We start from the raw sequence: 22,804 nt of genomic DNA, 5'->3' as shown, positions 1-22,804 counted from the left end.
GAGAACGCCGCCATGGACCAGCGCCACCACGCCATGCGATTCGACACCGAGATCCGAGTCATGCGCGTCGACCGAAACACAGGCAACGAAACCGGCATCGTCAAAGGCATCGTCCAAGGCGGCAGCATCGAACGCAACCAGGACACCACGGTCACCGAACAGGCCACCCTCGACCTCGAAGGCTCCAGCCTGTTCGGCACCGACCTGCTCCGCATCTGGGCCGACATCACCTACGCCGACCAAACCAGCGAAAGCATCCCACTCGGCACCTACCTCTGGTCGGCCGACAAACGCGAGACCAACGGACCGACCACCACCATCCCGCTCACCCTCTACGGCCGCCTCCGCGAGCTTGCCGACGACCAATACGCCAAACCGATCAGCATCCCAGCCGGAAGCGACCCCGTCGCCGAAGCCGAAAAAATCATCACAGGCAACGGACTCACCGTCCTCCCACACCCCAACAGCGACTACCGCACCGGCACCACCCTCACCTACGGGCTCACCGACGACCAGACCGACAACAAACTCGCCATTGCCAACGACCTGCTCACCATCGCCGGCTGGACCACCTGCCGCACCGACCCATACGGCCACGTCATCCTCCAGCCATACACCGACCCAAGCCGACGCAAACCATCCTGGACATTCACCGAAGGACCAACCTGCCGATGGACCAAACAAACCACCGACGAACGAGAAACCTTCGACACCGCCAACCAGATCATCGCCATCTACACCAGCCAGGAAAAAGAAATCATCGGCACCGCCAAAGACACCGACCCAAACAGCCCCACAAGCATTCCCAACCGCGGCCGCGTCATCAGCAAAAAATACCGATACGACGACATCCCCGAAAACCAAACCGACCAACAACTCCAACAAATGGCCAACCAAAAAGCCGCAGACCTCCTCGCCACCAACCAACACGCCATCCACCGCATCACCGGCACGCACATCATCGCACCCATCACCATCGGCGACACCATCACACTCAACCTCCCCACACAACACATCACCGGCACCTACGCCATCCGCACCCAAACCATCACCCTCAAACCAGGACTCCCCACCCAAACCGAACTCCGAGAAGCCTCATGAACACCGACACCACCATCGCACGACAACTCGGCCGACAACTCGGCCTGCAAATCACCAACCAACCACACACACAAAACACCACCACCCGCATCGCCACCATCACCCAAACCCACAACACCACCGTCGACATCACCATCGACGGCACCACACTCACCAACATCCAAGCCACACCGGAAACCATCACCGCAAACCCAGGAGACCGATGCCTCATCACCATCCAAGGAGCGCTCGCCATCGCCACGCACCTGCTCCCGCCCGCCACCGGCGCAAGCAAATGGGCCACGCTCCAGCCAACCAGCACCGACTGGAAGCAGGGCACGCCACCACTCGCCATCCGCAAAGACGGAGGCATGGTCACACTCGACGGCTCCATCTCACGCACCGGAGGCTTCCAGACTGGATATGTCTGCGCGACCATCCCAGCAGGCTACCGGCCAGACCGTCAGACCAAGACGCCAAACCACTACTTCTCATCGCAATGGTGGGTCATCGGCACCGACGGCACCATCCGATGCGAGCAAGGAAACGACGGGTCCAGCAACCCCATCTACCTGCACACCACCTGGTACACGGCCTAGAGAAAGGAATGCAACCATGGCCACGACCACAATCAACATCAGCATCCGCCTACCCAAAGGCGACGGCACCACCGACCCAGCAGTCGGCTCACTGATCTTCCAGCCGGAACGCCACCACTTCGCCGGCACCGACCTGATCCTGCCGAAGCCGTTCAAAGTCGATCTCGACAAGCAGGGCAAAGCCACCGTGAAGCTTGAGAACACCGACGGCAGGTGGGTCTGGAAGGTGGCCGAGATGATCGGCGACACCGTCCAACGGATCCGCTACTTCGAACTGCCTGCCGGCAACGACACCGCCAACTACAGCGACCTGAGCTACGTGGACGGCGGCAGTTTCACGCCGCTCGGACAGACCAGCCCGCTCACCGAACTCACCGACGAGGACATCGACTGGATCAGCCAGTTCGTCGCCGCCGGCACCCACCTCGCCAACTGAGAAAGGAACAGGAATGACAGTCGACACCAAGAAGGTCGTCCGCGTCGACGGCCTCGCACGCGCCATCACCGCGAGCCTCAACGCCACCATCGGCAAGGCCGACACCGGCCGCACGCTGACCCGCGACGACGCCAAAGGCGAATACACGAACATCGCGGAATACTGGAAGGCGCACCGCACCGGCGCCGTCTACGGCGTACAGAAACCGAAATGGGCCGCGTCCAACAGTCCGGCATGCGTCAAAACCCGCGACAACACCGGCCTCGTCATCGAGAAATCCACCAACACCACCGCCGGCCGCGACGACTACCGCGCACTCAACGCCTTCCAATGCCTCAACGTCAACGCCACCGTCGGAGACGACGGCAAGCCGCACGTCACCGCGATCGAGGGCCACGACCAGCATTACGACCAGTACGGGCGCAACGGCCTCGTCTGGATCATGACCCCGCCGCTCTACTACGCGGTACGCGAGACCTCCACCAGCCTCGAGATCCTCATCTCCGACAGCAAATGGACCGGCTTCAGCCCGATGCCAGGCCTGCTCCTGCCCGACGGCACCGAACGCTCCTGCATGCTGCACGCCAAATACATGGCCGGCCTCGACTCCAACGGCAAGCCGACCAGCTGGAGCGGCATCCAACCGTCGCGCGACTTCGGATGCCAGAACGACTACATCGACCGCGCCGCGAAACTCGGCAAAGGCTACAGCGGCCTCACGTCCGCCGACGCGGCGTACATCCAGCTCATGCTCATGATGAAATGGGGCACCACCAACAGCGACGTACTCGGCGGCATGTTCCAGCACTCCAAGCAGGCCACCGTCACCAAGGGCGAATCGAACGCGCACCGCGTCATCGTCAGCACCGCCGACGCGGCAGGATTCGACGTCGACAACTACGTCAACGTCGGCACCGACGGCGAACGCAACAACACAGGCAACCACTCCGTCGCCGAATGCCGCAGGATCATCGGCAAGACCGTCATCGACGCCACCAACACGGCCCTCGACCTCGACGGCGACGCCATCACCACCATCAACCCGACCGGCAACCTCAAGGACTACGTGTCCGTCATGCCATACCGCACGGGCGCCACCGACCGGGTCCTCGGCACCGACGGCATCCCGCACGGCGAGCTCAACGTCCTGCACCAGCCCATCAAGCTCCAGAACATCGAACTGTTCTGCGGCATGTACGAGGGAGAACAGGACACGCTCGTAAAGGCCGTCAAGGACTCCGACACCGCCGGCCACTGCGAACTGTGGAAGACCTACGACACCACCAAGGCCAACAAGACCGCCATCACCGCCGACTACACGCGCATCGGAGACTTCCCGGCCTTCACCGACAAGACCTCCAACCAATGGCAGTACTGCCAGGACCTCTCCATCGCCGCCGGCATCCCGCTGCCCGTCGGCACCGGAGCCAGCAGCGCCACCGGCCTGTGCGACGCCGTCGGCGGCGACCCGGTCAAACAGCCCGGCATCAAGATGCACCGGCGCTTCGGCTACCTCTGGGACGGCGCGCGCTTCGGCGCGTTCTGCTCGTTCCTCTGGAACGATCCGGCCTCCCGCTGGTGGTTCTTCGGGGGCCGCCTGTCTGCGCTTGGCCGCTCGAAGGCGTAGACGAGAGCGGTGGGGGTGAGCGCAGCGAGGGGGCGAACGCCCCCTCATCACTTCCACCGCGACAATTCTTCGGGATTTGCGACGGCGAGCCTCCGGACATCGGCGTTCGGCGCTTCGGCAACCTCAGGGACGGCGCGCACTACGGCGCGTTCTGCTCGAACCTCAGGAACGATCCGGCCAACCGCAGGTGGAACAACGGGGGCCGCCAATCTGGAAAACACGAACATCATTGCGTCGCAACTACCCTCCGCCGTCCGCGAGAGGGCCAGCCACGGCAACCTAAGCCGAAAATCAAACCAAGCACGCGACCGGTAGGCCATCGGCCGAACGCCGCCATAGTCCAGATAGCTTGAATGAAGACATACTGCAAACACACCAATGTGGCCGACCCGCGCTTCGTGCGCGAAAGCATCGACCACTATTTAAAAGGAAAACGGTCCAGAAGGGACGTGTCGGCATGGCTCGACCACCACCCCAACCTCGACCGCGTCGCCGAGACCATCGCGTCGGAGATCCGCACCGGACGCTTCCACGACACCACCATCCGATACTTCAACCGAGTCGAACCGATCAGCGGCAAGCACCGCGTCATCGGCCGCGAATCCGTCCACCACCAGATCCTCGACCACGTCGCCATCGACGCGATGAGACCCATGCTGGACGCCAAGATCGGCCGATGGCAGACCGCCAGCGTCGAACGGCGCGGCACCATCGACGCGCGCAAGGCCATCAAACGATGGACCCGCCAACGCTCATCCAAATGGTTCATAAAACTCGACGTCCGCAAATGCTACCCGTCGATCGACAGAACCACCCTCAAGCGCCTGCTCGCCAAGGATGTAGGCGACAGGACGCTGCTGCGCCTCGCATACCACCTCATCGACCGATACGCCGGAACGCAGGGGCTCAACATCGGCAGCTACGCCAGCCAATGGCTGGCCAACTATTACCTGAGCTACGCCTACCATTTCGCCACCGAACGCCTGGCCAAGCTCCGTCGCAGGCGCGACGGCACCGTGGTGAGGCATAGGCTCGTCACCCACGTCCTCTTCTATATGGACGACATCCTGCTCATCGGCCGAGGGAAGGCGGATCTGCGCATGGCGGCGCGCATGCTCTCCGCCTATCTGCGCCGTTCCCTGCACCTCGACGTGCATCCGGAGTGGAACGCCAAACGGCTCGCGCTGGAGCCCATCGACATGGTCGGCTTCACCTTCCGCCCGCACGGCCGGGTCAACATCCGGCACGGCGTGTTCCTTCGCGCACGCCGCAACTTCCGCCGCGCACGACGGATGGCGAGCATCCCCATTTGGCTGGCAAGACGTTTGGCCAGCTATTACGGCTACTTCAAATGGAGCGACAGCGTCCAATACCGCCGTCGCAACGGCATCGACAAGACCATGCGCCGCGCGAGGAAGGTCCTCGCGGCGTGAAAGGAGACACCATGATCCAGACCGTGACATACTCGGCCGAACCGGCGGAGGTGGACTACCATCCACGCGCCGACGGAGGCGCCGACATCCGCATCCGCAAGGACATCGCCAAGGTCGATACCCCGGCGATCGACGGCCAGCCCGCCGGAGAACAGTGGATTGCGCGCGAAGCCTACATCGTCCGATACAACCTGCTCGAGCAGGAAGCCGTCGAGCAGGCCGACCAGCTCTTCGCCGAGGCCGAGGAGGACTCCAAGACCGACCGTCAGCGCATCGACGAACTCAAGCAGCTCCAGCTCGACGGCCTCGACGCGATCGCAAGCCTGTACGAAGCGATGGGAGGTGAACAGTGAGGAAGAAGATGATCCCCATCTACGTGGCCCTCGTCCGCAACGGCCTGCGCACCATCGACCAGGTGCCGGCCCCCATCCGAGACGACGTCAAGGCCGCGCTCGGCGTCAGGGAAGAGGAACCGGCCGACCCCGACGCGGGCACGGTGGAGTGACATGAGCTCGCCGGCATGGCTCACCATCATCGTCAGCATCATAACGGCGTGCGGCGGAGGCATCGTCGGCTGGGCCACCAAACGCTTCGACGCGGGCTGGGCCACCAAGGCCGACATCGACCGTCTCGCCGGCGAGATCGCCAAACTCGACGTCCAGCTCGCCAAAGTCTGCTCGAAGCTCGACAACGACAACCGACGCCTCAACAGCATCGAACAGTCGGCCATGAGATCGGAGCTTTTCGCCGCCACCCAGGACCGAACCCAGCACGAACACCAGCTCGAGGTCGGCAAACGATACCTCGCCGCCGGATACAACGGCGCCGGCCATGTGCGCATCACGCAGCTCAAAGCCGACTACAGCCGCCGTCTCGCATCCGACGACTGGGACTACTGACCACAACAACAACAAGGAAAGGAAAGGAATGACAACAGCCAACAAAGGAACACCGAAGCACGCCAAGCCACGCCGACGCTACCGCCAGCCGACGGTCGCGCTCCTCATCGCCGCATGCCTCGCCATCGCCCCATGCGCGATGGCCGACACCGGCATCGACACGGCCAGCTACCAAGGTTGCTGGAACGGCGCGCAGGCCAAGTCGTCCGGCGTCAACTTCGCGTTCATCAAGCTCAATCAGGGCACGGGATACGTCAACCCATACGCCACATGCCAGGTCAACGCCGCACGAGCCAACGGCATCCGCGAGGGCGCCTACGACTTCGCCAGTCCGCAGACCAGCAGTCCGGAGGCCGAGGCCGACAAATTCGTGGCCGAGGCGCGGGCGCGCGGCATGGTCGGCCGCGCCATCCCAGTGCTCGACTGGGAGCCTTCCGCCCCCGGCGGATATTGGGGCAAGCAGACATGGTGGGCTTTGCGCTGGGTCAACCGCGTCAAGTCCACATGGGGCGTCAACCCGATGATCTACATGAGCGCGGCCATGATTCCGACCGGCGACTGGTCGGCCGTCGTGGCCACGAACGCCGGACTGTGGGTCGCGGGCTATCCGCGCGGCTACATGGGCGACCGGCTGCGTGATCCCGGCTCCGTGCCGTACAGCGTCAGCCCGTGGCCGTTCGCGGCCGCGTGGCAGTATTCCAGTTCCGGCGCGGTCGGCGGCATCAGCGGCGCGGTGGACGTCAACTGGTTCTACGGCGACGCCGTGACCTGGGCGAAGTACGCGGGCGCTCCGGCATCCTCCGTCACGTCCAACGCGACCACGCCGCCGCCGAACAACAAGACCAACGGAGCCCCGGTCGCCGACGCGAACACACTCGCCTCGGCCGTGATCCGAGGCGAGTACGGCAACGACCCGCAGCGCCGCCAGCTGCTCGGCAGCCGCTACACGGAGGTCATGGCCATCGTCAACCGGCGCCTCGCCGGATCCTCGGGCAGCGTGTCCGGAAACAACGGCGGAGCCTACTGCGTCGTTGTATCCAGCGGCGACACCATGGGCGCGATCGCCAGCCGTACCGGCCGCACGCCGGCCAGCGCGTGGAGCGTGCCCAGCGGCAACATCAACCGCATCTGGCCTGGGCAGCAAGTCTGCTACGGAGGCTCCACGGCCTCCAATGTCGGCGCGCACGTCGTCGGCACCTCGCACGTGGTCACAGCAGGCGAGAGCCTGTGGACCATCTACGGGGCGACGGGATGGCAGGCGGCCGCGCAACGCAACGGCCTCAGCTACCCCTACATCATCCACCCCGGCCAAGTGCTCCGCTGATAAAACGCTTCCGCAACGTTTGCGTTGCGGAAGCCCCATCCACAACACTCAGAAAGGATCAAGATGGACATCTCCAACGCAACGGCGCTCGCATCCGCGATCGTCGCACTCGTCTGCCCTGCCATCGTGCAGGCGGTAAAGAAATACATCCCATCCGAATACGTCGGACTGTTCTCCCTCGCCGTCAGCATCATCCTCGGCGCGCTCGCCATCGCCGCCACCGGCGGTTTCGACGGCAATGGCTGGGGAGTTGTGCTGGCTGGCGTCGTCGGCGTCGCGCAGGTGGTCTACACGGCCGTCAATTCAGCGCTCGGCGGCAAGCTCAGTAAGGACAAGCTCGACCTCGCAGCATAGCGCTGTCCAAAAAAGGCAAAAGGAAAGCCCCTCATCTTCATGGAAAAAACATGGAAGGTGAGGGGCTTATTGTCGTTTTTTGCCCTCTTTATTAATAGACGTTGAAGTCCACGACCTGCGGTGCGTCCGTCGTGCCGGTGACGGAGCACTCGTATGTCAGCCCCTTCTGCTTCGCGCCGAAGGCGTTGGTTACATCGGCGGTCGCCTTGTAGAACCATGTGTTTTCGTCTGATGGCGTGAAGTCCTGGATGACCCCGGCGATGTCATGAGTCTTGAAGCCGTATGGATAAAGCTGCTTGCCATATTCACGGCAGGCGGCCAGCGCTGCGGTGGTGGACAGCTTCTGCTCGAGCTGCTGCTTCTGCTGGTCCTGCGCTTGGGAGGCCGCCACGTTGGCTTCCGTGTCCACCACCAGATCGATGGTCTGGCTGGTGATTGTGTGCGCGTAGGCGTCGGTCACCACCCATTTGACGCCGTTGGCCTCATCGTCGGTGATCCGCTGCTCGCTGACATCGGCTCCGTTCTTGTCCTTGATAGATCCGACGGCGCTCATATCCTGCAGAGTCTTGATGGCCTCGACAGCATCCTTGCCCTTGACATCCTCGGCGGCCTGCTTCAATTTCTTGCTGGCATCAACCGCCTCCTGCGCCTGATCGGCCGCCGACTTAACGACGAGCTCCACCTGGTCGGATGTGGACGCTTCCTTGCCGGCCTTCGGCTTCTGGCTCTGGACCTTGCCATCGAACGCGGCTTTGCCACCCATATCCTTGACATCGACGGAGTAGAAGCCGGCGCTATTGAGCTTCGACCTTGCATCGGTGATGGACATGCCGGTGACGTCCGGTATTGTTGCCGTGCCGCATCCGGCGAGTCCGCACAGCATCATGGCGGCGCATATCGCCGCGATCATCCTTTTCATTGTTCTCTCCCTTCGCGCATCATTCATTGATGTGATGGATTAATTGTAATCACGCTCCGAGGGCGATTGACGACAGACCGACACGGAGCCGGCTGTCAGGCATCGCCACGTAGCGTTGCGTGGTCTCCACGCTTTCATGGCCAAGCAGCTTCGAGACGAGCATGATGTCACCGGTGGCCTCGTACATGCGCGTCGCGTACCGGTGGCGGAGCGAGTGTGGCGTCCAGTCGCCGAGCAGGCGGGAGAGCCGTTTGCCGACATACGTGGCCTCGACATGCCCGCCGAAACGGCCAGGGAAGCAGTATCCGTCATGGCCGAGGATCTCATCGGCCAGCTCGTCGGGCAGTGGCACTATGCGCTGCTTGTCGCCCTTGCCTCTGACCATCAGGCTCCTTCCTCCAACATCATCGAGCACGTCATCGGATGAGGTCGCGGCAATCTCTGATCTTCTCAACCCGCACTCGGCGCCAAGCCTGAGCATCAGTCGCTCCTCATCGTCCGCCTGCCGCATCGCCTGGATAATGATGCGGTCCGGGCATGGACGCGGATGGGCCTGCGGCCTCCGGACGCTCGGCAGCTCGTCGCTCGGATCATCATCACGTTTCCCGCTCGCCTGAAACCAGCGGAAGAAACTGACCACCGCATTGCGCGCGCTCTTGCGCGTCTCCGGCTTCCAAGATCTGGAGGCGAAATAGTCAACCAATTCGTCGGCATCCACATCGAGAGGGGATCCACCGAGCGCACGGCTCAACGCGGTCAATTGGCATCGTCTCGTCGAAAGGGTGGCCGGCGAGTATGCGGCCGCCTTGAGGGAATCAAGCCAATGGTTTACATCATTTGCCCACTGCGGGGCTGGAAATTGTTTGCGCATGGCACACCATCGTGCTGAGAGTTGCCATTGCTTTGGATATGAGAAAGGCCGCCAGAGATGAACTCTGACGGCCTGCCCCGATTGGTAGCGGGGCATGGATTTGAACCATGGACCTCTGGGTTATGAGCCCAGCGAGCTACCGAGCTGCTCCACCCCGCGTCGGCTTGTCTTTAAGACAGCTCTATTAACTTTACGATTACTTCCAAATATGTCAAATCGGCGTGTCGCGCTCGTTTGGCCGTGTAAAACAGCGCCACGAATAGCGCGTTATCCATTTTTCCTATACCCGTTTCGACCGATCGCCGGCGCAGGGGAGTGCGCCATATCCGACTCCGCACCATAATAGAAGCATGCCTATCAAGATTCCCAGCGGCCTTCCGGCCAGAGACATTCTCGACTCCGAGCGTATTTTCGCGCTCGAAAAGCCCGAAGCGGAGCGTCAGCGTGTGCGCCCGCTTAAGTTGGTGATCCTGAATCTCATGCCGAAGAAGGTTGAGACGGAAACTCAGCTGCTGCGCCTGATTTCGAAGAGTCCGCTGCAGGTGGAGATCGATTTCATGAAGACCTCCACGCATAAGGGTACGCATGTGAGCGCCGACCATTTAGTGAAGTTTTACGAAACCCTCGACGCGTTCCAAGACAACTATTACGACGGCTTCGTGGTGACGGGTGCTCCCGTCGAGCATCTTGATTTCGAGCAGGTCGATTATTGGGATGAGTTCAAAAAGATTCTCGACTGGGCTTCCACGCATGTGTTTTCCACCATGTATTTGTGCTGGGGTGCGATGGGTGCGCTCAATTACCGCTATAACGTGCGCAAAGAGAATCTTCCGGAGAAGATTTTCGGTGTGTTTCCGCAGTATTTGCAGGATGAATACTGCTTCCTGACGAACGGTTTCGACGAGATCTGCCTGCAGCCGCATTCTCGCCTTGCAGGGGTGAGCGAGGGTGATGTCGCCCGCAATCCCGAATTGCAGGTGCTTACGTGGGGTCCGAAATCCGGTCCTGGTCTGATCGCCACCCGCGATTTTTCGGAGGTGTTCGCGCTTGGACACTGGGAGTACGGCAAGTACACCTTGGCCGAGGAGTATGAGCGCGATATGAAGAAGGGGATGACGAACGTGCCGTTCCCCGAAAACTACTTCCCGCATGACGATCCACAGCTTGAGCCGGTGTTCGCGTGGCGTGCCCACGCGAATCTGTTGTGGCGTAATTGGCTGAATTGGGTGTATCAGACCACGCCATACGATTTGAGCGAGGTTCCGCAGCTTCGTGCGCAGAAGCGTCTTGGCACGGATCGTTCGATTCGCCATCAGCCGGGTTCGCCGCGTGTCGATGCGTTCGCGCCGTTCGTGCGCGACGGCTACGGCGTGATCCACGACTAAATCCAAGGTCCCTTCCGTAACATTGCGGAAGCCGTCGATGTGCTGAAGATGCAGATAATCCGCGTGATACGAATCGCGTGATTGTGTGCATCTTTTTTGTTTGTATCAATCGCATTCGTCTGTGATTTATCGGTGTTGGCTGAATTGGTCTAAAAGATCTCCGACACTCGATAGATATGGTGAAACGTTTTACTGAAAACATGCGGTATGCTGGATAACGTCGACTATCCGACGAATCACAGAGCCGTGTCTAGTTAGTCCAGCTTGAAGCGAAACGCCGGAAAAACTAAATGGCCGTAAGGAAAACTCCAAGTGTGTGGACGTTGTCTAGACACGGGCTAATAATCCTATCCAGCCATTCGGAGTCGAATGCGTCGCACGGGACTCCGGTCGCGTCGATGCATACTTCGAAGTACGCTTTGGTTAAGTAACCAGAACGTCACATTCGACTCGGTTGTTGGGCTAAACTAACAGCTGACACAAGAGCAGGAGGCGTGAATGATTGGTGCATTGGGGAAGGGCATGCTGACCATCGCTGATGGTCCCGAGATGCCCAGTATCGATGACTTCCTTCCCGATCCGTTCGTTTTTCAGGGCACGCCGTTCGCCATTAACCGCATCATCCTCGTTCGCATTCTTGCGACCGTCATCATGCTGCTGGTTCTCGGAATTACGGCAAACCGTGCAAAGCTCATCCCCAGCCGTTGGCAGGGAGCAGTCGAATGGTTGATCGAATTCGTCCGCGACAACATCGTCTATCAGGTGATGGGCGAGCTGCGCGGCAAGCGTTACGTGCCGATGATCACCACCGTGTTCTGCACGTTGCTGGTCTTCAATCTGTGTGGCATCATCCCAGGCTTCAATATCGCGGCAAGCGCAACGATTACGCTGCCGCTGGTATTCGCCATGTGGTGCTTCTGCCAATACTGGATTGCAGGCATTCGTGAAAAGGGCCTCGGCCACTTCCTGAGAGATGAGATCTTCCCGAAGGGCGTTCCGGCCCCGATCTACATTCTGCTGTCCCCGATTCAGCTGCTTGAGCTGCTGATTATCCGTCCGTTCTCGTTGACGATCCGACTGTTCGCCAACATGGTTTCGGGCCACTTGATTCTTGCGCTGTGCCTTTCGGCCACGCAGTACTTCCTCATTGATGTGGTGAACAAGGTGTTCATGCCGTTCGGCGTCATCACTTTCGCAGCTGGCATGTTCATGTTCCTGTTCGAGGCGCTGGTCGCCTGCCTGCAGGCTTACATCTTCGCCATCCTGACCACCGCATACATCAATATGAGCTATCCGGAGATCGACTGACCGCCGGCTTTTTAATTGTTGCTTCTTGTCAAGCAATAACCAGAAAGGAAACAATCATGGATATCGTTACCCTCGCTGAGGTTGCCGGCAACCTGAACGTCGTTGGCTACGGCCTCGCAGCCATCGGCCCTGGCATCGGTCTGGGCATCCTGATCGGCAAGACCATCGAAGGCACCGCTCGCCAGCCTGAGCTCGGCAGCCGTCTGCAGACCCTCATGTTCCTGGGCCTGGCATTCGTCGAGGTGCTGGCACTGCTCGGCTTCGTGCTCGCCTTCATCAAGTAAGACTTGATTCAAGGTAACACCGAAGACGCAAACGAACATGAAAGGAGGAAGACACTATGGTGACCGCAGCTAGCGAAATGGAATTGTTCCTTCCGAAAAGCTACGACATTTTCTGGTCGTTGGTCATTCTGATCATCGTCGCCGTGTTCTTCTACAAGTTCTTCCTGCCGAAGTTCCAGGCCGTGTTCGATGAGCGCGCTGCCAAGATCGAAGGTGGCATCGCCAAGGCCGAACAGGCCCAGAAGGATGCCGATGAAGCCAAGGCGAAGTACGAGGCTCAGCTGAGCAAGGCGCGCGTCGAGGCATCCAAGATCCGTGACGACGCACGTACGGAGGCATCGCACATCATTGCGGACGCACGTACCCGTGCCGAAAGCGATGCGGCGCAGATCACCGCTACCGCCCAGCGTTCCATCGAATCGCAGCAGCAGCAGGCTCTGGTGAGTCTCAAGGGTGAAGTCGGCGTGCTGGCAACGGCACTGGCCGGCAAGATCCTGGGTAGCAAGCTCGAGAATAACGATGTGCAGTCGTCGATGATCGACCAGATGATCGCCGACATGGACAGCGACAAGAAGTGATCGAAACCTTCAAGAAAGGGAGGTGACCAATGCGAGGAGAAGCATCGCGTATCGCAGATCGCGTTTCTCGTGACTCGCTGGCCCCCAAGCTGCGTAACAGCGGTGAGGACGCATGGCGTATCGGGAACGAGCTGTTCACGATCACCAGCGCGCTTGACCACAACATCCAGCTTGAACGTGCCCTCACCGACCCGTCGCGCCCAGTCGAAGACAAGGTTGCGGTAGTCAAGACCCTGATCGGGGATCAGGCCCATCCACTGGTGATGGAGATCATGTCCGATCTGGTGTCCCGCCGTTGGAGCCGCGTGTCTGATATCGCCAATGCCGTCGAGGATTTCGGCGTTGACGGCATGATGTACTACGCGGACCACACCAATACAACTTTGCAGGTCTCCGTCGAGCTTGCCGAGTTGCATTCCGCACTGCTCAACCTTCCGGTCGTGCGCACCAAGCTGTATGACGCAACCGTTCCCAGTGAAGCCCGTGTCAAGCTGCTGTACAGCCTGATTGGTGATGCGGATTTCACCAAGGTGACCAAGCGTCTGGCCGAGCACGCGACCTGCAATCTGCGCAATCGCCGCTACCTGCAGACCATTCAGTGGCTGATCAACAAGTTCTCCCGTCATATGGGCGAATCGATGGTCACTGTTACCACGGCAACGCCGTTGAGCAAGGAGCAGGTGGAAAAGCTCGTCGCCATCTATACGGCGAAGACCGGCCATTCGGTGCACATCAACTCTGTGGTCGATCCGACCGTCATGGGTGGCATGCGTATCCAGGTGGGCGACGAGGTCACCGACAACACAGTGGTCGCACAGCTGCAGCATCTTCAGCGCACGGTGAAGGCAACCGCCTAACGGTTCGCCGCACGGTGAACAAGCCTGAAACAAGACTTGACTGAATTTATAAACAACAATAAGGAGTGATCATGGCAGAACTTACCATTGATCCCACCACGATACGCAAGGCGCTCGATGAGTTCGTCGAGTCGTACAAGCCGTCGGACACCCCGACCCAAGAGGTCGGTTATGTCGCGACTGCTGGTGACGGCATTGCGCACGTGACGGGACTGCCTGGTTGCATGGCCAATGAGCTGCTGACCTTCGAAGACGGCACGCTTGGCCTGGCGTTCAACCTTGACGCCCGCGAGATCGGTGTGGTTATCCTCGGCGACTTCGCAGGTATCGAGGAAGGCCAGGAAGTGCGTCGTACCGGCGAAGTGCTCTCCGTGCCCGTCGGCGACGGCTACCTTGGCCGCGTCGTGGACCCGCTAGGCAACCCGATTGATGGTCTTGGCGAGATCAAGACCGAAGGCCGTCGTATTCTCGAGGCCCAGGCACCTGACGTTATGCATCGTCATCCGGTTGACGAGCCAATGTCCACCGGTCTGAAGGCCATCGACGCAATGACGCCTATCGGCCGTGGCCAGCGCCAGCTCATCATTGGCGACCGCCAGACCGGTAAGACCGCTATCGCAATCGATACGATCATCAACCAGAAGCGTAACTGGGAATCCGGCGACCCGAAGAAGCAGGTGCGCTGCATCTACGTGGCCATCGGTCAGAAGGGCTCCACCATCGCGTCGGTGAAGCAGTCCCTCGAAGAATCCGGCGCCATGGAGTACACCACCATCGTGGCCTCACCGGCTTCCGATTCCGCAGGCTTCAAGTACATCGCACCGTACACCGGTTCCGCCATCGGACAGCACTGGATGTACAACGGCAAGCACGTGCTCATCGTCTTCGACGATCTGTCGAAGCAGGCTGAGGCTTACCGTTCGATCTCCCTGCTGCTGCGCCGCCCGCCGGGACGTGAGGCATACCCGGGCGATGTGTTCTACCTGCACTCCCGTCTGCTCGAACGTTGCGCCAAGGTTTCCGATGACCTCGGCGGCGGTTCGATGACCGGCCTGCCGATCGTCGAAACCAAGGCAAACGACGTGTCCGCATACATTCCGACCAACGTGATCTCCATCACCGACGGTCAGATCTTCCTGCAGTCCGACCTGTTCAACGCGAACCAGCGTCCGGCTGTCGACGTCGGCATCTCCGTGTCCCGAGTCGGTGGCGCGGCACAGACCAAGGCGTTGAAGAAGGTCTCCGGCACGTTGAAGATCTCCTTGGCCCAGTACCGTTCTCTGGAATCCTTTGCCATGTTCGCGTCCGATTTGGATGCGGCTTCGAAGGCCCAGCTGAACCGTGGCTCCCACTTGACCGAGCTGCTCAAGCAGCCGCAGTTCTCCCCGTATTCCATGGAACAGGAAGTCGTCTCCGTGTGGGCCGGCACCCATGGCAAGATGGATGACCTGCCGCTGAACGACGTGCTGCCGTTCGAGAAGGCCATGCTGGACTACTTGGACCACAACACCGATATTCTCAAGACCATCCGCGAGACCGAAGACTTCACCGCCGACACCGAGGCCGCCCTCGACAAGGCTGTGGAAGCGTTCCGTGAGACCTTCGTGACCAGCGCGGGCAAGCCGCTGGTCGAGAAGAAGCCTGACGTCAAGAACGCCACTCCGGTCGAGCAGGAAAAGATCGTCGCAGGAGAGAAGTGATCCATGGGCTCGCAACTCGCATTGAAATCTAGGATCGCCTCCACCGCGTCGTTGGAGAAAATCTTCAACGCGCAGGAGATGATCGCGTCTTCGCACATCGCCAAGGCACGTGACGTCGCCTTGAACGCGAAGCCGTATACCGATGCGATTTTCGACGCCGTGCAAGCGCTGGTGGCCCATACCCATATTGACCATCCGATCGTGAAAAAGGACGAGGACAACCCTCGTGTGGCTGTCCTCGCCCTCACTTCGGATCGTGGTATGGCAGGGCCGTACACCTCCTCGATCATCCGCGAAACGGAATCGCTGCTGGCCCGCCTCGATGCGGCAGGCAAGCAGCCGGAACTGTATGTGTATGGTCGTCGCGGTGTGACGTACTACAAGTACCGCAATCGTGATGTTGCCGGTACTTGGGAAGGCGATACCGACCAGCCCGGCGTGGAAGTCGCAGAGTCCATCTCGAAGGCCCTGATGGACGCCTACATGAAGCCGGCGAGCGAAGGTGGAGTTTCCGAACTCTACATCGTGTTCACCGAATTCGTGAATATGGTTGTTCAGAAGGTGCGCGTGCTGCGTATGCTGCCCGTTGAACTCGTACTTCCGGAACAGCAGGACTCCGGCCCCGTGCCCGAATCCGATGCCGATGCCGCGACCCCGCTTTATGCGTTCGAGCCGAGCGTCGACGAAGTGCTTGACGCGATTCTGCCGAAGTACATCCAGTCCCGTATTCATGAATGCCTGCTCACAGCGGCGGCATCCGAGACTGCAAGCCGACAGAACGCCATGCATACGGCTACAGACAATGCCCGCAGCCTGATCGACGACCTGACCCGCAAGCTCAACGCTTCGCGACAGGCTTCGATTACCCAGGAACTTACCGAAATCATCGGCAGCGCCGACGCGCTGAATAAGAAGGAAGAGTAGGAACGCATATGGCTGAGAATCAGACCACAGCGGCTCCCGAGACGGCTGCAGAGCCGACCGCTGGACGCGTCACGCGTATCCAGGGTTCGGTTATCGACGTCGAATTCCCGGTGGGCCACCTGCCCGACATTTACAACGCACTTACCGTTGAGCTGACCAACACCGCCAACGAAGAGGGCGAAACCACGAAGAAGATTACGCTTGAGGTCGAACAGCACCTCGGCGACTCCACCGTGCGTACCGTGGCGCTGAAGCCGACTGACGGCCTCGTTCGTGGCGCCACCGTGCTTGACACCGGCGGTCCGATCTCCGTTCCTGTTGGCGATGTGACCAAGGGCCACGTGTTCGACGTGTCCGGCAACATCCTCAACAAGAAGGATGACGAGACCATCACGGTTACCGAGCGTTGGCCTATCCACCGCAATCCGCCGGCATTCGATCAGCTGGAATCCAAGACCCAGATGTTCGAAACCGGTATTAAGGTCATCGATTTGCTGACCCCGTACGTGCAGGGCGGCAAGATTGGTCTGTTCGGTGGCGCAGGCGTCGGCAAGACCGTGCTTATTCAGGAAATGATCCAGCGAGTCGCCCAGAACCACGGCGGTGTGTCCGTGTTCGCAGGCGTCGGCGAGCGTACCCGTGAGGGTAACGATCTGATTGGCGAAATGGACGAGGCTGGCGTTCTTGAGAAGACCGCACTGGTCTTCGGCCAGATGGATGAGCAGCCGGGTACCCGTCTGCGCGTGCCGCTGACCGCACTGACCATGGCAGAGTACTTCCGTGACGTGCAGAACCAGGATGTGCTGCTGTTCATCGATAACATCTTCCGTTTCACCCAAGCTGGTTCTGAGGTGTCCACCCTGCTCGGCCGTATGCCGTCCGCAGTGGGTTACCAGCCGAACCTGGCTGACGAAATGGGTGCCCTGCAGGAGCGAATCACTTCGACCCGCGGCCACTCCATCACCTCGCTGCAGGCTATCTACGTGCCGGCCGATGATTACACCGACCCGGCTCCTGCAACGACCTTCGCCCACTTGGATGCAACCACCGAGCTTTCCCGTGACATCGCTTCCAAGGGTATCTACCCGGCAGTGGATCCGTTGAGCTCCACCTCGCGAATCCTTGATCCGCGTTACGTGGGCCAGGCTCACTACGATTGCGCGAACCGTGTCAAAGCGATTCTGCAGCGTAACAAGGAGCTGCAGGACATCATCGCCCTGATTGGTATCGACGAACTCGGCGAAGAAGACAAGACCACTGTGAACCGTGCTCGCAAGATCGAGCAGTTCCTCGGCCAGAACTTCTACGTCGCTGAAAAGTTCACTGGTCGTCCGGGCTCCTATGTTCCGGCGGACGAGACCATCGAAGCCTTCACCCGTATTTGCGACGGTGTGTATGACGACGTTCCGGAGCAGGCATTCTCCGGTATCGGCGGCATCGACGATCTCGAGAAGAAGTGGCACGACATGCAGAAGGAATACGGTGCGTGATGGCCGGATTGACAATGCAGGTGAACATCGTCGCCGCCGACCATCCCGTGTGGCACGGTACGGCGAAGTCCGTCACCATTCCGGCTTCTGAAGGCGGAATGGGCATCCTGCCCAACCACGAGCCTGTATTGACCGTAATCAAGGAAGGAACCATCGTTGTGGTGGATCCGGATGGCAGCCGTCGCTCCTTCGAAGTGACCGACGGTTTCATCTCCTTCGATTCGAACAAGCTCACCGTTGCGGTTGAGCGTGGACGTGACGTCAAGATGGCCGAGTAGCACTCGGTAGCATACTTCTGACGGTCTGTCTGTTGTGATTGCAGCAATCGCATATGATTGCGATTGATGCAGTTGCGGCAGACAGGCCGTTTTTCTTTTCAAAAACGGTATTGATCAAAAAAGATTGCATTTATCACAGATTCGGGGCTTACGGCAATCATGGTAGGGTAGTGCCTCGTGCGAATTATTGTTGCTGATTGCTCTGCCGAATATTCCGGACGTTTGAATGCGTCCTTACCGCTCGCCAAGCGAGTGCTGCTCATCAAAGCCGACAACAGTCTGCTGATTTTTTCCGAACTCGGATCGTACAAGCCGCTTAATTGGATGGCGGCGCCCTGCACCATCAAAGACATCACTCCGGATCATGCCGATGACGATGCCGAAACGGAAGTGCCGCAGAAAGTCATCCGTGCTTCGGCAGACAAATCCAATGACGTGCTCGAAGTGACCTTACAGCATATTTATTCCGATGAAACGTACGATTTGGGCGAAGATCCAGGACTGATCAAAGATGGCGTCGAAGACCATCTGCAAAAATACTTGGCTGAACAGATCGAACGCATCGGTGAGGGGGCGACGCTCGTGCGCCGTGAATATCCGACTGCCATTGGGCCGGTCGACATCATGGCTATTGACGCCAGTGGCAAGCATGTTGCCATCGAAATCAAGAGAAACGGTGGTATCGACGGCGTTGAGCAGCTCACCCGCTACTGCGAACTGCTCAACCGCGATCCTCTGCTAGCCCCCGTACGTGGTATTTTCGCCGCGCAGACCATCACCCCGCAAGCCCGCGTGCTCGCCCAAGACCGCGGCTTCGACTGTCTGATCCTCGACTATGACGAAATGAAGGGCACTGAAGACGACTCCTTACGACTCTTTTAGAGGCAAGCCTAGCGAGCGGCAACGGAGTGTCGTCGCGCTAAGCCGTATAACGGACAATCCGGAGGACTGCCCGTAGACGAAGTGGGCAACTTGTTGCGAAGGCCGCGCAAGGCGGTACCTCGGTCGACGTACTTTTGCACGCCTTTCCGCGGTACGCCTTGCCACACATGCATTGCCGCATTCGCTCCTCGTGGGCAAGGCTTTGGCCCACGAAACGTGGTGTTTTAGTAGGCGGCGAGAATGTCGACCACGAAGACCAGCGTGGAGTTCGCCGGAATCTTACCGGAATCCTTGTTTCCGTAGCCGAGGTCCGGCGGCACTACCAGCAGCACCTGCGAGCCAACGGTGTGGCCTGCCAGGCCCTGCTTCCAACCGGCGATCACTTCGTCAAGCGAGAAGCTCGACGAAGTGCCGCGATCCCACGAGGAATCGAACTGCGTGCCGTCAAGCAGCCAGCCGGTATAGTGAGCGACCACGGTTTGCGTATCCTTGACCTCGGCACCCTTGCCCTTGATCAAATCCTGCGAAACCAATGTGTCGGAACCTTTATAACCATTCATGTCGATCGACGGCTTGCCATCCTTCGCAAGCGTGACCTTCGGCAGATCGGCAGGTACGTCAAGCACCTTCGTGCCTGTGGCCTTCGTCAGATCCTTCGACTTCGACACGATCGTGAGCACCATCAAATACGATGTGCCAGCGGAATTCGAATCGTTCACGCCGAACGCAAGCGTGGCATTAATCTTCTGATCCTTGAAAATGTTGTAATAACTCTCAGTCATCTGACTGGTGTTGGAGGTGACCACAGTAGAGCAATCGGGGGTGTTTTTCTCCCATGTGCTCGCCAATTCGGAACCATCTTTGACGTTGATGGCGATGCCTTGCGTGCATATGCGGTCGCCCTCTTCGATCTGGTCGCCATTGCCTTTCTGCAGTACGACGTAACTGTTGTCTTCCACCGTCATAGGGGTTTTGAAGGAGACGGTCGGCTTCTCTCCGGGCTTGCCTGTGGCGGTCACTCCGGCGATCTGGTTCATTTTCGACGAGGATTTGGAGGAAGAGGAAGATGAATCGGAGGAGGTATCAGACTTCGTGTCGGAGCTTCCGCATGCCGCGAAACCCAGGCACATGATCGTTGTGCAAGCGGCTGCGACGGCTTTGAAAAGAGTAGATTTGCGCATAGGCTCAACCTTAGCGTCAATCATTGATTTTCATAGTTTTTTCAGGCTTTTGCAGAGGGGCAATGTAGAATGGAGAATGCTATGACTTTATTGCAGGATGAACAGGAAAAACCGCAGTCCAAGGCGGGTCCTACGCGACACGCTAAGATCATGCGTGGCATTGTCACTCCTATTTTCGGATTGCTTGCCGTTGCTTGCATCGTACTTGGCGTCTTGAACGCGACGATTTGGAAGCCTTCGACGCAGGTCACGGCGTCCGCTGCGGTTACGGGATCGCAGTATGTGGTCACTGATCCGAATGTGTTGCAGTTGGTTGACGATCACGTCAACATTTCGGCGAAGTCCCGCGACAAATCCGCGAACGTGTGCATCGCCATCGGTTCCGCCCGCGATGTTGCCGGTTGGATTGCGGGATCCAAATACACGCGCGTTACCGGATTGTCGGACTGGTCCACCCTGTCCACGCTGAAGGCCACGGCTCAGGGCACCGCCGATAATTCCGAAGGCCAGGTCGCGTTCCAAGATTCCGACATGTGGCGCACAGTCAAATGCAATGCCGGTTCCGTTGACATGCAGATCAAGGGTGCTAATACGAATAATGCCGAGGATTCCGTTGCGATCATCGATTACGGCGATCGCAAGGGAGGCTCGGTCGTGCTTGACTGGACCCGTCGTTCGCTGCTGAATTTCGCCATGCCGTTCTATCTTTCCGGCGGATTGCTGGCAATACTTGCGGTACTTTCGGCTTCCGTGTTCGCCATGCCTCCGCATAAGCGTCGCAATAAGCGCGCGTTTGCCATGGTTGATGGCATCGGTTCCACGCAGGGAGACGATGATGAGGTTGCCGCATGGGTGAAGAACGCCGAAGCGAGTGCCGCCCGTAGTGAAAAGAGCGGGTCGAAGCGTACGCGTCGTCGCCATGCGAGCCATCGTGCGACCGTTTCGGAAAATACGCAGAACGAGACGGCGCAACCTACGATTGTCGATCCTTCCGCTCGAAATTTGGTTGCCGACCAGCAGAATGCTGCCACTGGTGGCGTTGACGAAAACGACGATTTCGAACAGACTTCCGTGATCTCGCCAGACGAGCTTGCCGCATATTTCGCGCGTCTCGCACAAGAGGAAAGCAGTGCGTCCGTAGCGTCCTCGGGATCTTCAGAATTCGCGGTATCCGGCGAAATTAACGTGTCCAACGAAGTCAACGAAACGGCCGGAACGGCCGAGCCGGTCGAATCCAACGAAACATCCGAAAACAACGAAACATCCGAAAACAACGAATCAGACGAATCTGACAACGAGGAGGCCAAGTGATGAAGAAGCGTTTCAACGCAATCGCGGCGGCCGTGCTCGCATTGGGAATGGTCGTTGGCATGTGCGGATGCGAGGGGCAGCTGCCGCAGCCGAAAACCACGCAACGTCAGGATGCGCCGAATCTGACCGCCAAGCAGGAGAAAACCATCCGTACGGATATTCTCACAACGCTTGACCAGTGCAATAACGACCGCAATATCGACGTCCTCGGCTCGATTTTGGAGGGGCCGGAACTTGAGATTCGCACAAGCGAACTTCATGTGGCGCAGGTCACGGGCAATCTTGACCGCAAGACCACGATTCCAACCGGTCTGGCGCAGGCTGTGATCTCCACAGATAGTGGATGGCCACGTTCGGTGTTTTCCATTACTTCCACCACGGACGACCAGCAATCCAAGCGTCTGCTGGTGTTCCGTCAGGATTCCGCACGCCAAAACTACAAGCTGTGGGGTGTGGCGCGACTGTTTTCGGGCGTGAAGATGCCGAGTTTCGAGATTTCCAAGACCGGCAGCGAGCAGGGTACGGAAAAAGACACCGGTCTGGTCATGACCCCGAAGGATGCGGTCGCTGCATATGCCGACGTGTTGCAGAATGGTGCGGCCAGCCAGTATGCGCAGCAGTTCGCCGACGATGATTTGCGTACGAAGCTTGCCGATCTGACCGAACAGGTGCAGAAGGCCATGGAGCTGAACGAGGGATCGCAGCAGCAGGTGTTCACGCCGGTTGACGGTGCCATCAGCGTCATGCGTTCCGCGGATGGTGGCGACTTGGTAGTGGCGCAGATCAATTCCGAATGGACGCGTTCCGCTGGTGCCGGACGTGAATCGCAGCCCGCTTCCGATGCGGAAAAAGCGCTGTTTGGCAACGGTCAAGCCACCAGCACCATGAAAACCACGTATGTGAATGTGATCGCGCTGTACGTGCCTCCGGCAAATTCCGGCGAGAAGATTACCTCAGTCGGTTCCGAACGCCAGCCGGTCAGGGTTGAGGCGCTGTAATCGTCGCGATTGCGCGATTGCGCGTAAGCTTGGGGCGAACGTTTGCGATGCGTGTTGCGCTGGGCGCTTAATGTTGTTGATTGTTG

General features: G+C 59.4%; 25 protein-coding genes and 1 tRNA gene. 22 read left to right on the top strand and 4 right to left on the bottom strand.

The genetic code is table 11. The annotated features are described in order from the left end of the window. The first annotated feature begins 12 nt into the window (after nucleotides 1-12). The 10 genes from CE168_RS07470 (at nucleotide 13) to CE168_RS07430 (ending at nucleotide 7,752) form a co-directional block, all read left to right on the top strand. Nucleotides 13-1,101: a hypothetical protein gene (locus tag CE168_RS07470; RefSeq protein WP_099571795.1), complete on the top strand. Its 1,089-nt coding sequence runs from the start codon at nucleotides 13-15 to the stop codon at nucleotides 1,099-1,101. Continuing rightward, nucleotides 1,098-1,679, top strand: coding sequence for a hypothetical protein (locus CE168_RS07465; RefSeq protein ID WP_099571794.1), 582 nt, complete (start codon nucleotides 1,098-1,100; stop codon nucleotides 1,677-1,679). The genes CE168_RS07470 and CE168_RS07465 overlap by 4 nt, the downstream gene beginning before the upstream one ends. A 16-nt stretch (nucleotides 1,680-1,695) precedes the next feature. Further along, nucleotides 1,696-2,115 (top strand): hypothetical protein, encoded by a 420-nt coding sequence (locus tag CE168_RS07460; protein ID WP_099571793.1) that lies wholly within the window; start codon nucleotides 1,696-1,698, stop codon nucleotides 2,113-2,115. 13 nt (nucleotides 2,116-2,128) lie between these two features. Then, nucleotides 2,129-3,742 (top strand): hypothetical protein, encoded by a 1,614-nt coding sequence (locus CE168_RS07455; RefSeq protein WP_099571792.1) that lies wholly within the window; start codon nucleotides 2,129-2,131, stop codon nucleotides 3,740-3,742. 353 nt (nucleotides 3,743-4,095) lie between these two features. Continuing rightward, complete coding sequence (locus CE168_RS07445) at nucleotides 4,096-5,175, top strand: RNA-directed DNA polymerase (RefSeq protein WP_236824359.1); 1,080 nt, start codon at nucleotides 4,096-4,098, stop codon at nucleotides 5,173-5,175. A gap of 11 nt (nucleotides 5,176-5,186) precedes the next feature. Continuing rightward, nucleotides 5,187-5,528 (top strand): hypothetical protein, encoded by a 342-nt coding sequence (locus CE168_RS09190; protein ID WP_180753754.1) that lies wholly within the window; start codon nucleotides 5,187-5,189, stop codon nucleotides 5,526-5,528. Beyond that, nucleotides 5,525-5,680, top strand: a complete 156-nt coding sequence (locus CE168_RS09185; protein WP_180753753.1) for a CD1375 family protein — start codon at nucleotides 5,525-5,527, stop codon at nucleotides 5,678-5,680. Before CE168_RS09190 ends, CE168_RS09185 begins: the two co-directional genes overlap by 4 nt. A gap of 1 nt (nucleotide 5,681) precedes the next feature. Then, nucleotides 5,682-6,074, top strand: a complete 393-nt coding sequence (locus CE168_RS07440; protein WP_099571790.1) for a hypothetical protein — start codon at nucleotides 5,682-5,684, stop codon at nucleotides 6,072-6,074. Between the two features lie 28 nt (nucleotides 6,075-6,102). Further along, nucleotides 6,103-7,398, top strand: a complete 1,296-nt coding sequence (locus CE168_RS07435; protein ID WP_180753752.1) for a GH25 family lysozyme — start codon at nucleotides 6,103-6,105, stop codon at nucleotides 7,396-7,398. A 63-nt stretch (nucleotides 7,399-7,461) separates the two neighbouring features. After that, nucleotides 7,462-7,752, top strand: a complete 291-nt coding sequence (locus tag CE168_RS07430; RefSeq protein ID WP_099571788.1) for a holin — start codon at nucleotides 7,462-7,464, stop codon at nucleotides 7,750-7,752. 91 nt (nucleotides 7,753-7,843) lie between these two features. On the opposite strand, the gene CE168_RS07425 is transcribed toward CE168_RS07430, so the two are convergent. From CE168_RS07425 to CE168_RS07415, 3 genes are all read right to left on the bottom strand, one after another. After that, nucleotides 7,844-8,671 carry a PASTA domain-containing protein gene (locus CE168_RS07425; protein ID WP_180753751.1) on the bottom strand — a complete coding sequence of 276 codons (828 nt, stop codon included), beginning with the start codon at nucleotides 8,669-8,671 and terminating at the stop codon, nucleotides 7,844-7,846. Nucleotides 8,672-8,720: 49 nt separating this feature from the next. Beyond that, a complete protein-coding gene (locus tag CE168_RS07420) occupies nucleotides 8,721-9,542 on the bottom strand; it encodes a tyrosine-type recombinase/integrase (RefSeq protein ID WP_099571786.1) in 822 nt (273 codons plus the stop codon). An 82-nt stretch (nucleotides 9,543-9,624) separates the two neighbouring features. Further along, nucleotides 9,625-9,701 (bottom strand) — tRNA-Met (locus CE168_RS07415). A gap of 191 nt (nucleotides 9,702-9,892) precedes the next feature. Between CE168_RS07415 and CE168_RS07410 the strand changes: the two genes are divergently transcribed. The 10 genes from CE168_RS07410 to nucS all read left to right on the top strand — a co-directional run bounded on the left by CE168_RS07410 (nucleotide 9,893) and on the right by nucS (nucleotide 19,228). Further along, nucleotides 9,893-10,927 carry a homoserine O-succinyltransferase gene (locus tag CE168_RS07410; RefSeq protein WP_099571785.1) on the top strand — a complete coding sequence of 345 codons (1,035 nt, stop codon included), beginning with the start codon at nucleotides 9,893-9,895 and terminating at the stop codon, nucleotides 10,925-10,927. Between the two features lie 498 nt (nucleotides 10,928-11,425). After that, nucleotides 11,426-12,235, top strand: a complete 810-nt coding sequence (atpB, locus tag CE168_RS07405) for a F0F1 ATP synthase subunit A (protein ID WP_099571784.1) — start codon at nucleotides 11,426-11,428, stop codon at nucleotides 12,233-12,235. Nucleotides 12,236-12,291: 56 nt separating this feature from the next. After that, on the top strand, nucleotides 12,292-12,519 hold the full coding sequence (atpE, locus tag CE168_RS07400; RefSeq protein ID WP_003809874.1) for an ATP synthase F0 subunit C: 228 nt from the start codon (nucleotides 12,292-12,294) through the stop codon (nucleotides 12,517-12,519). A gap of 56 nt (nucleotides 12,520-12,575) precedes the next feature. After that, nucleotides 12,576-13,097 (top strand): F0F1 ATP synthase subunit B, encoded by a 522-nt coding sequence (locus tag CE168_RS07395; RefSeq protein WP_099571783.1) that lies wholly within the window; start codon nucleotides 12,576-12,578, stop codon nucleotides 13,095-13,097. Between the two features lie 29 nt (nucleotides 13,098-13,126). Next, nucleotides 13,127-13,954 carry a F0F1 ATP synthase subunit delta gene (locus CE168_RS07390; protein WP_099571782.1) on the top strand — a complete coding sequence of 276 codons (828 nt, stop codon included), beginning with the start codon at nucleotides 13,127-13,129 and terminating at the stop codon, nucleotides 13,952-13,954. Nucleotides 13,955-14,025: 71 nt separating this feature from the next. Further along, a complete protein-coding gene (gene atpA / locus CE168_RS07385) occupies nucleotides 14,026-15,654 on the top strand; it encodes a F0F1 ATP synthase subunit alpha (RefSeq protein ID WP_099571781.1) in 1,629 nt (542 codons plus the stop codon). 3 nt (nucleotides 15,655-15,657) lie between these two features. Continuing rightward, the gene (locus tag CE168_RS07380) at nucleotides 15,658-16,578 is read left to right on the top strand and encodes a F0F1 ATP synthase subunit gamma (RefSeq protein WP_004223300.1); all 921 of its coding nucleotides are present in this window, start codon (nucleotides 15,658-15,660) and stop codon (nucleotides 16,576-16,578) included. Between the two features lie 8 nt (nucleotides 16,579-16,586). Continuing rightward, entirely contained in the window at nucleotides 16,587-18,068 is a 1,482-nt protein-coding gene (atpD, locus tag CE168_RS07375; protein WP_039199253.1) for a F0F1 ATP synthase subunit beta, read from the top strand. Continuing rightward, entirely contained in the window at nucleotides 18,068-18,346 is a 279-nt protein-coding gene (locus CE168_RS07370; protein ID WP_034879774.1) for a F0F1 ATP synthase subunit epsilon, read from the top strand. Before atpD ends, CE168_RS07370 begins: the two co-directional genes overlap by 1 nt. A gap of 177 nt (nucleotides 18,347-18,523) precedes the next feature. After that, nucleotides 18,524-19,228, top strand: a complete 705-nt coding sequence (nucS, locus tag CE168_RS07365) for an endonuclease NucS (RefSeq protein WP_099571780.1) — start codon at nucleotides 18,524-18,526, stop codon at nucleotides 19,226-19,228. 224 nt (nucleotides 19,229-19,452) lie between these two features. Here the strand turns inward: nucS and CE168_RS07360 are convergent, their stop codons facing one another. Continuing rightward, entirely contained in the window at nucleotides 19,453-20,409 is a 957-nt protein-coding gene (locus CE168_RS07360) for an FKBP-type peptidyl-prolyl cis-trans isomerase (RefSeq protein WP_180753750.1), read from the bottom strand. 81 nt (nucleotides 20,410-20,490) lie between these two features. Here CE168_RS07360 and CE168_RS07350 point away from each other — a divergent pair, with 81 nt between their 5' ends. After that, nucleotides 20,491-21,720 (top strand): hypothetical protein, encoded by a 1,230-nt coding sequence (locus tag CE168_RS07350; protein WP_099571778.1) that lies wholly within the window; start codon nucleotides 20,491-20,493, stop codon nucleotides 21,718-21,720. After that, nucleotides 21,720-22,718: a hypothetical protein gene (locus tag CE168_RS07345; RefSeq protein ID WP_099571777.1), complete on the top strand. Its 999-nt coding sequence runs from the start codon at nucleotides 21,720-21,722 to the stop codon at nucleotides 22,716-22,718. The genes CE168_RS07350 and CE168_RS07345 overlap by 1 nt, the downstream gene beginning before the upstream one ends. Nucleotides 22,719-22,804: the final 86 nt, after the last annotated feature.

It is taken from the genome of Bifidobacterium sp. N5G01 (assembly GCF_002742425.1).
In the GTDB taxonomy this organism is placed as follows: Bacteria; Actinomycetota; Actinomycetes; order Actinomycetales; family Bifidobacteriaceae; genus Bifidobacterium; species Bifidobacterium hominis.
Note: the sequence above shows the minus strand (reverse complement) of the source record. Positions and strands in the feature narration are given on the sequence as shown.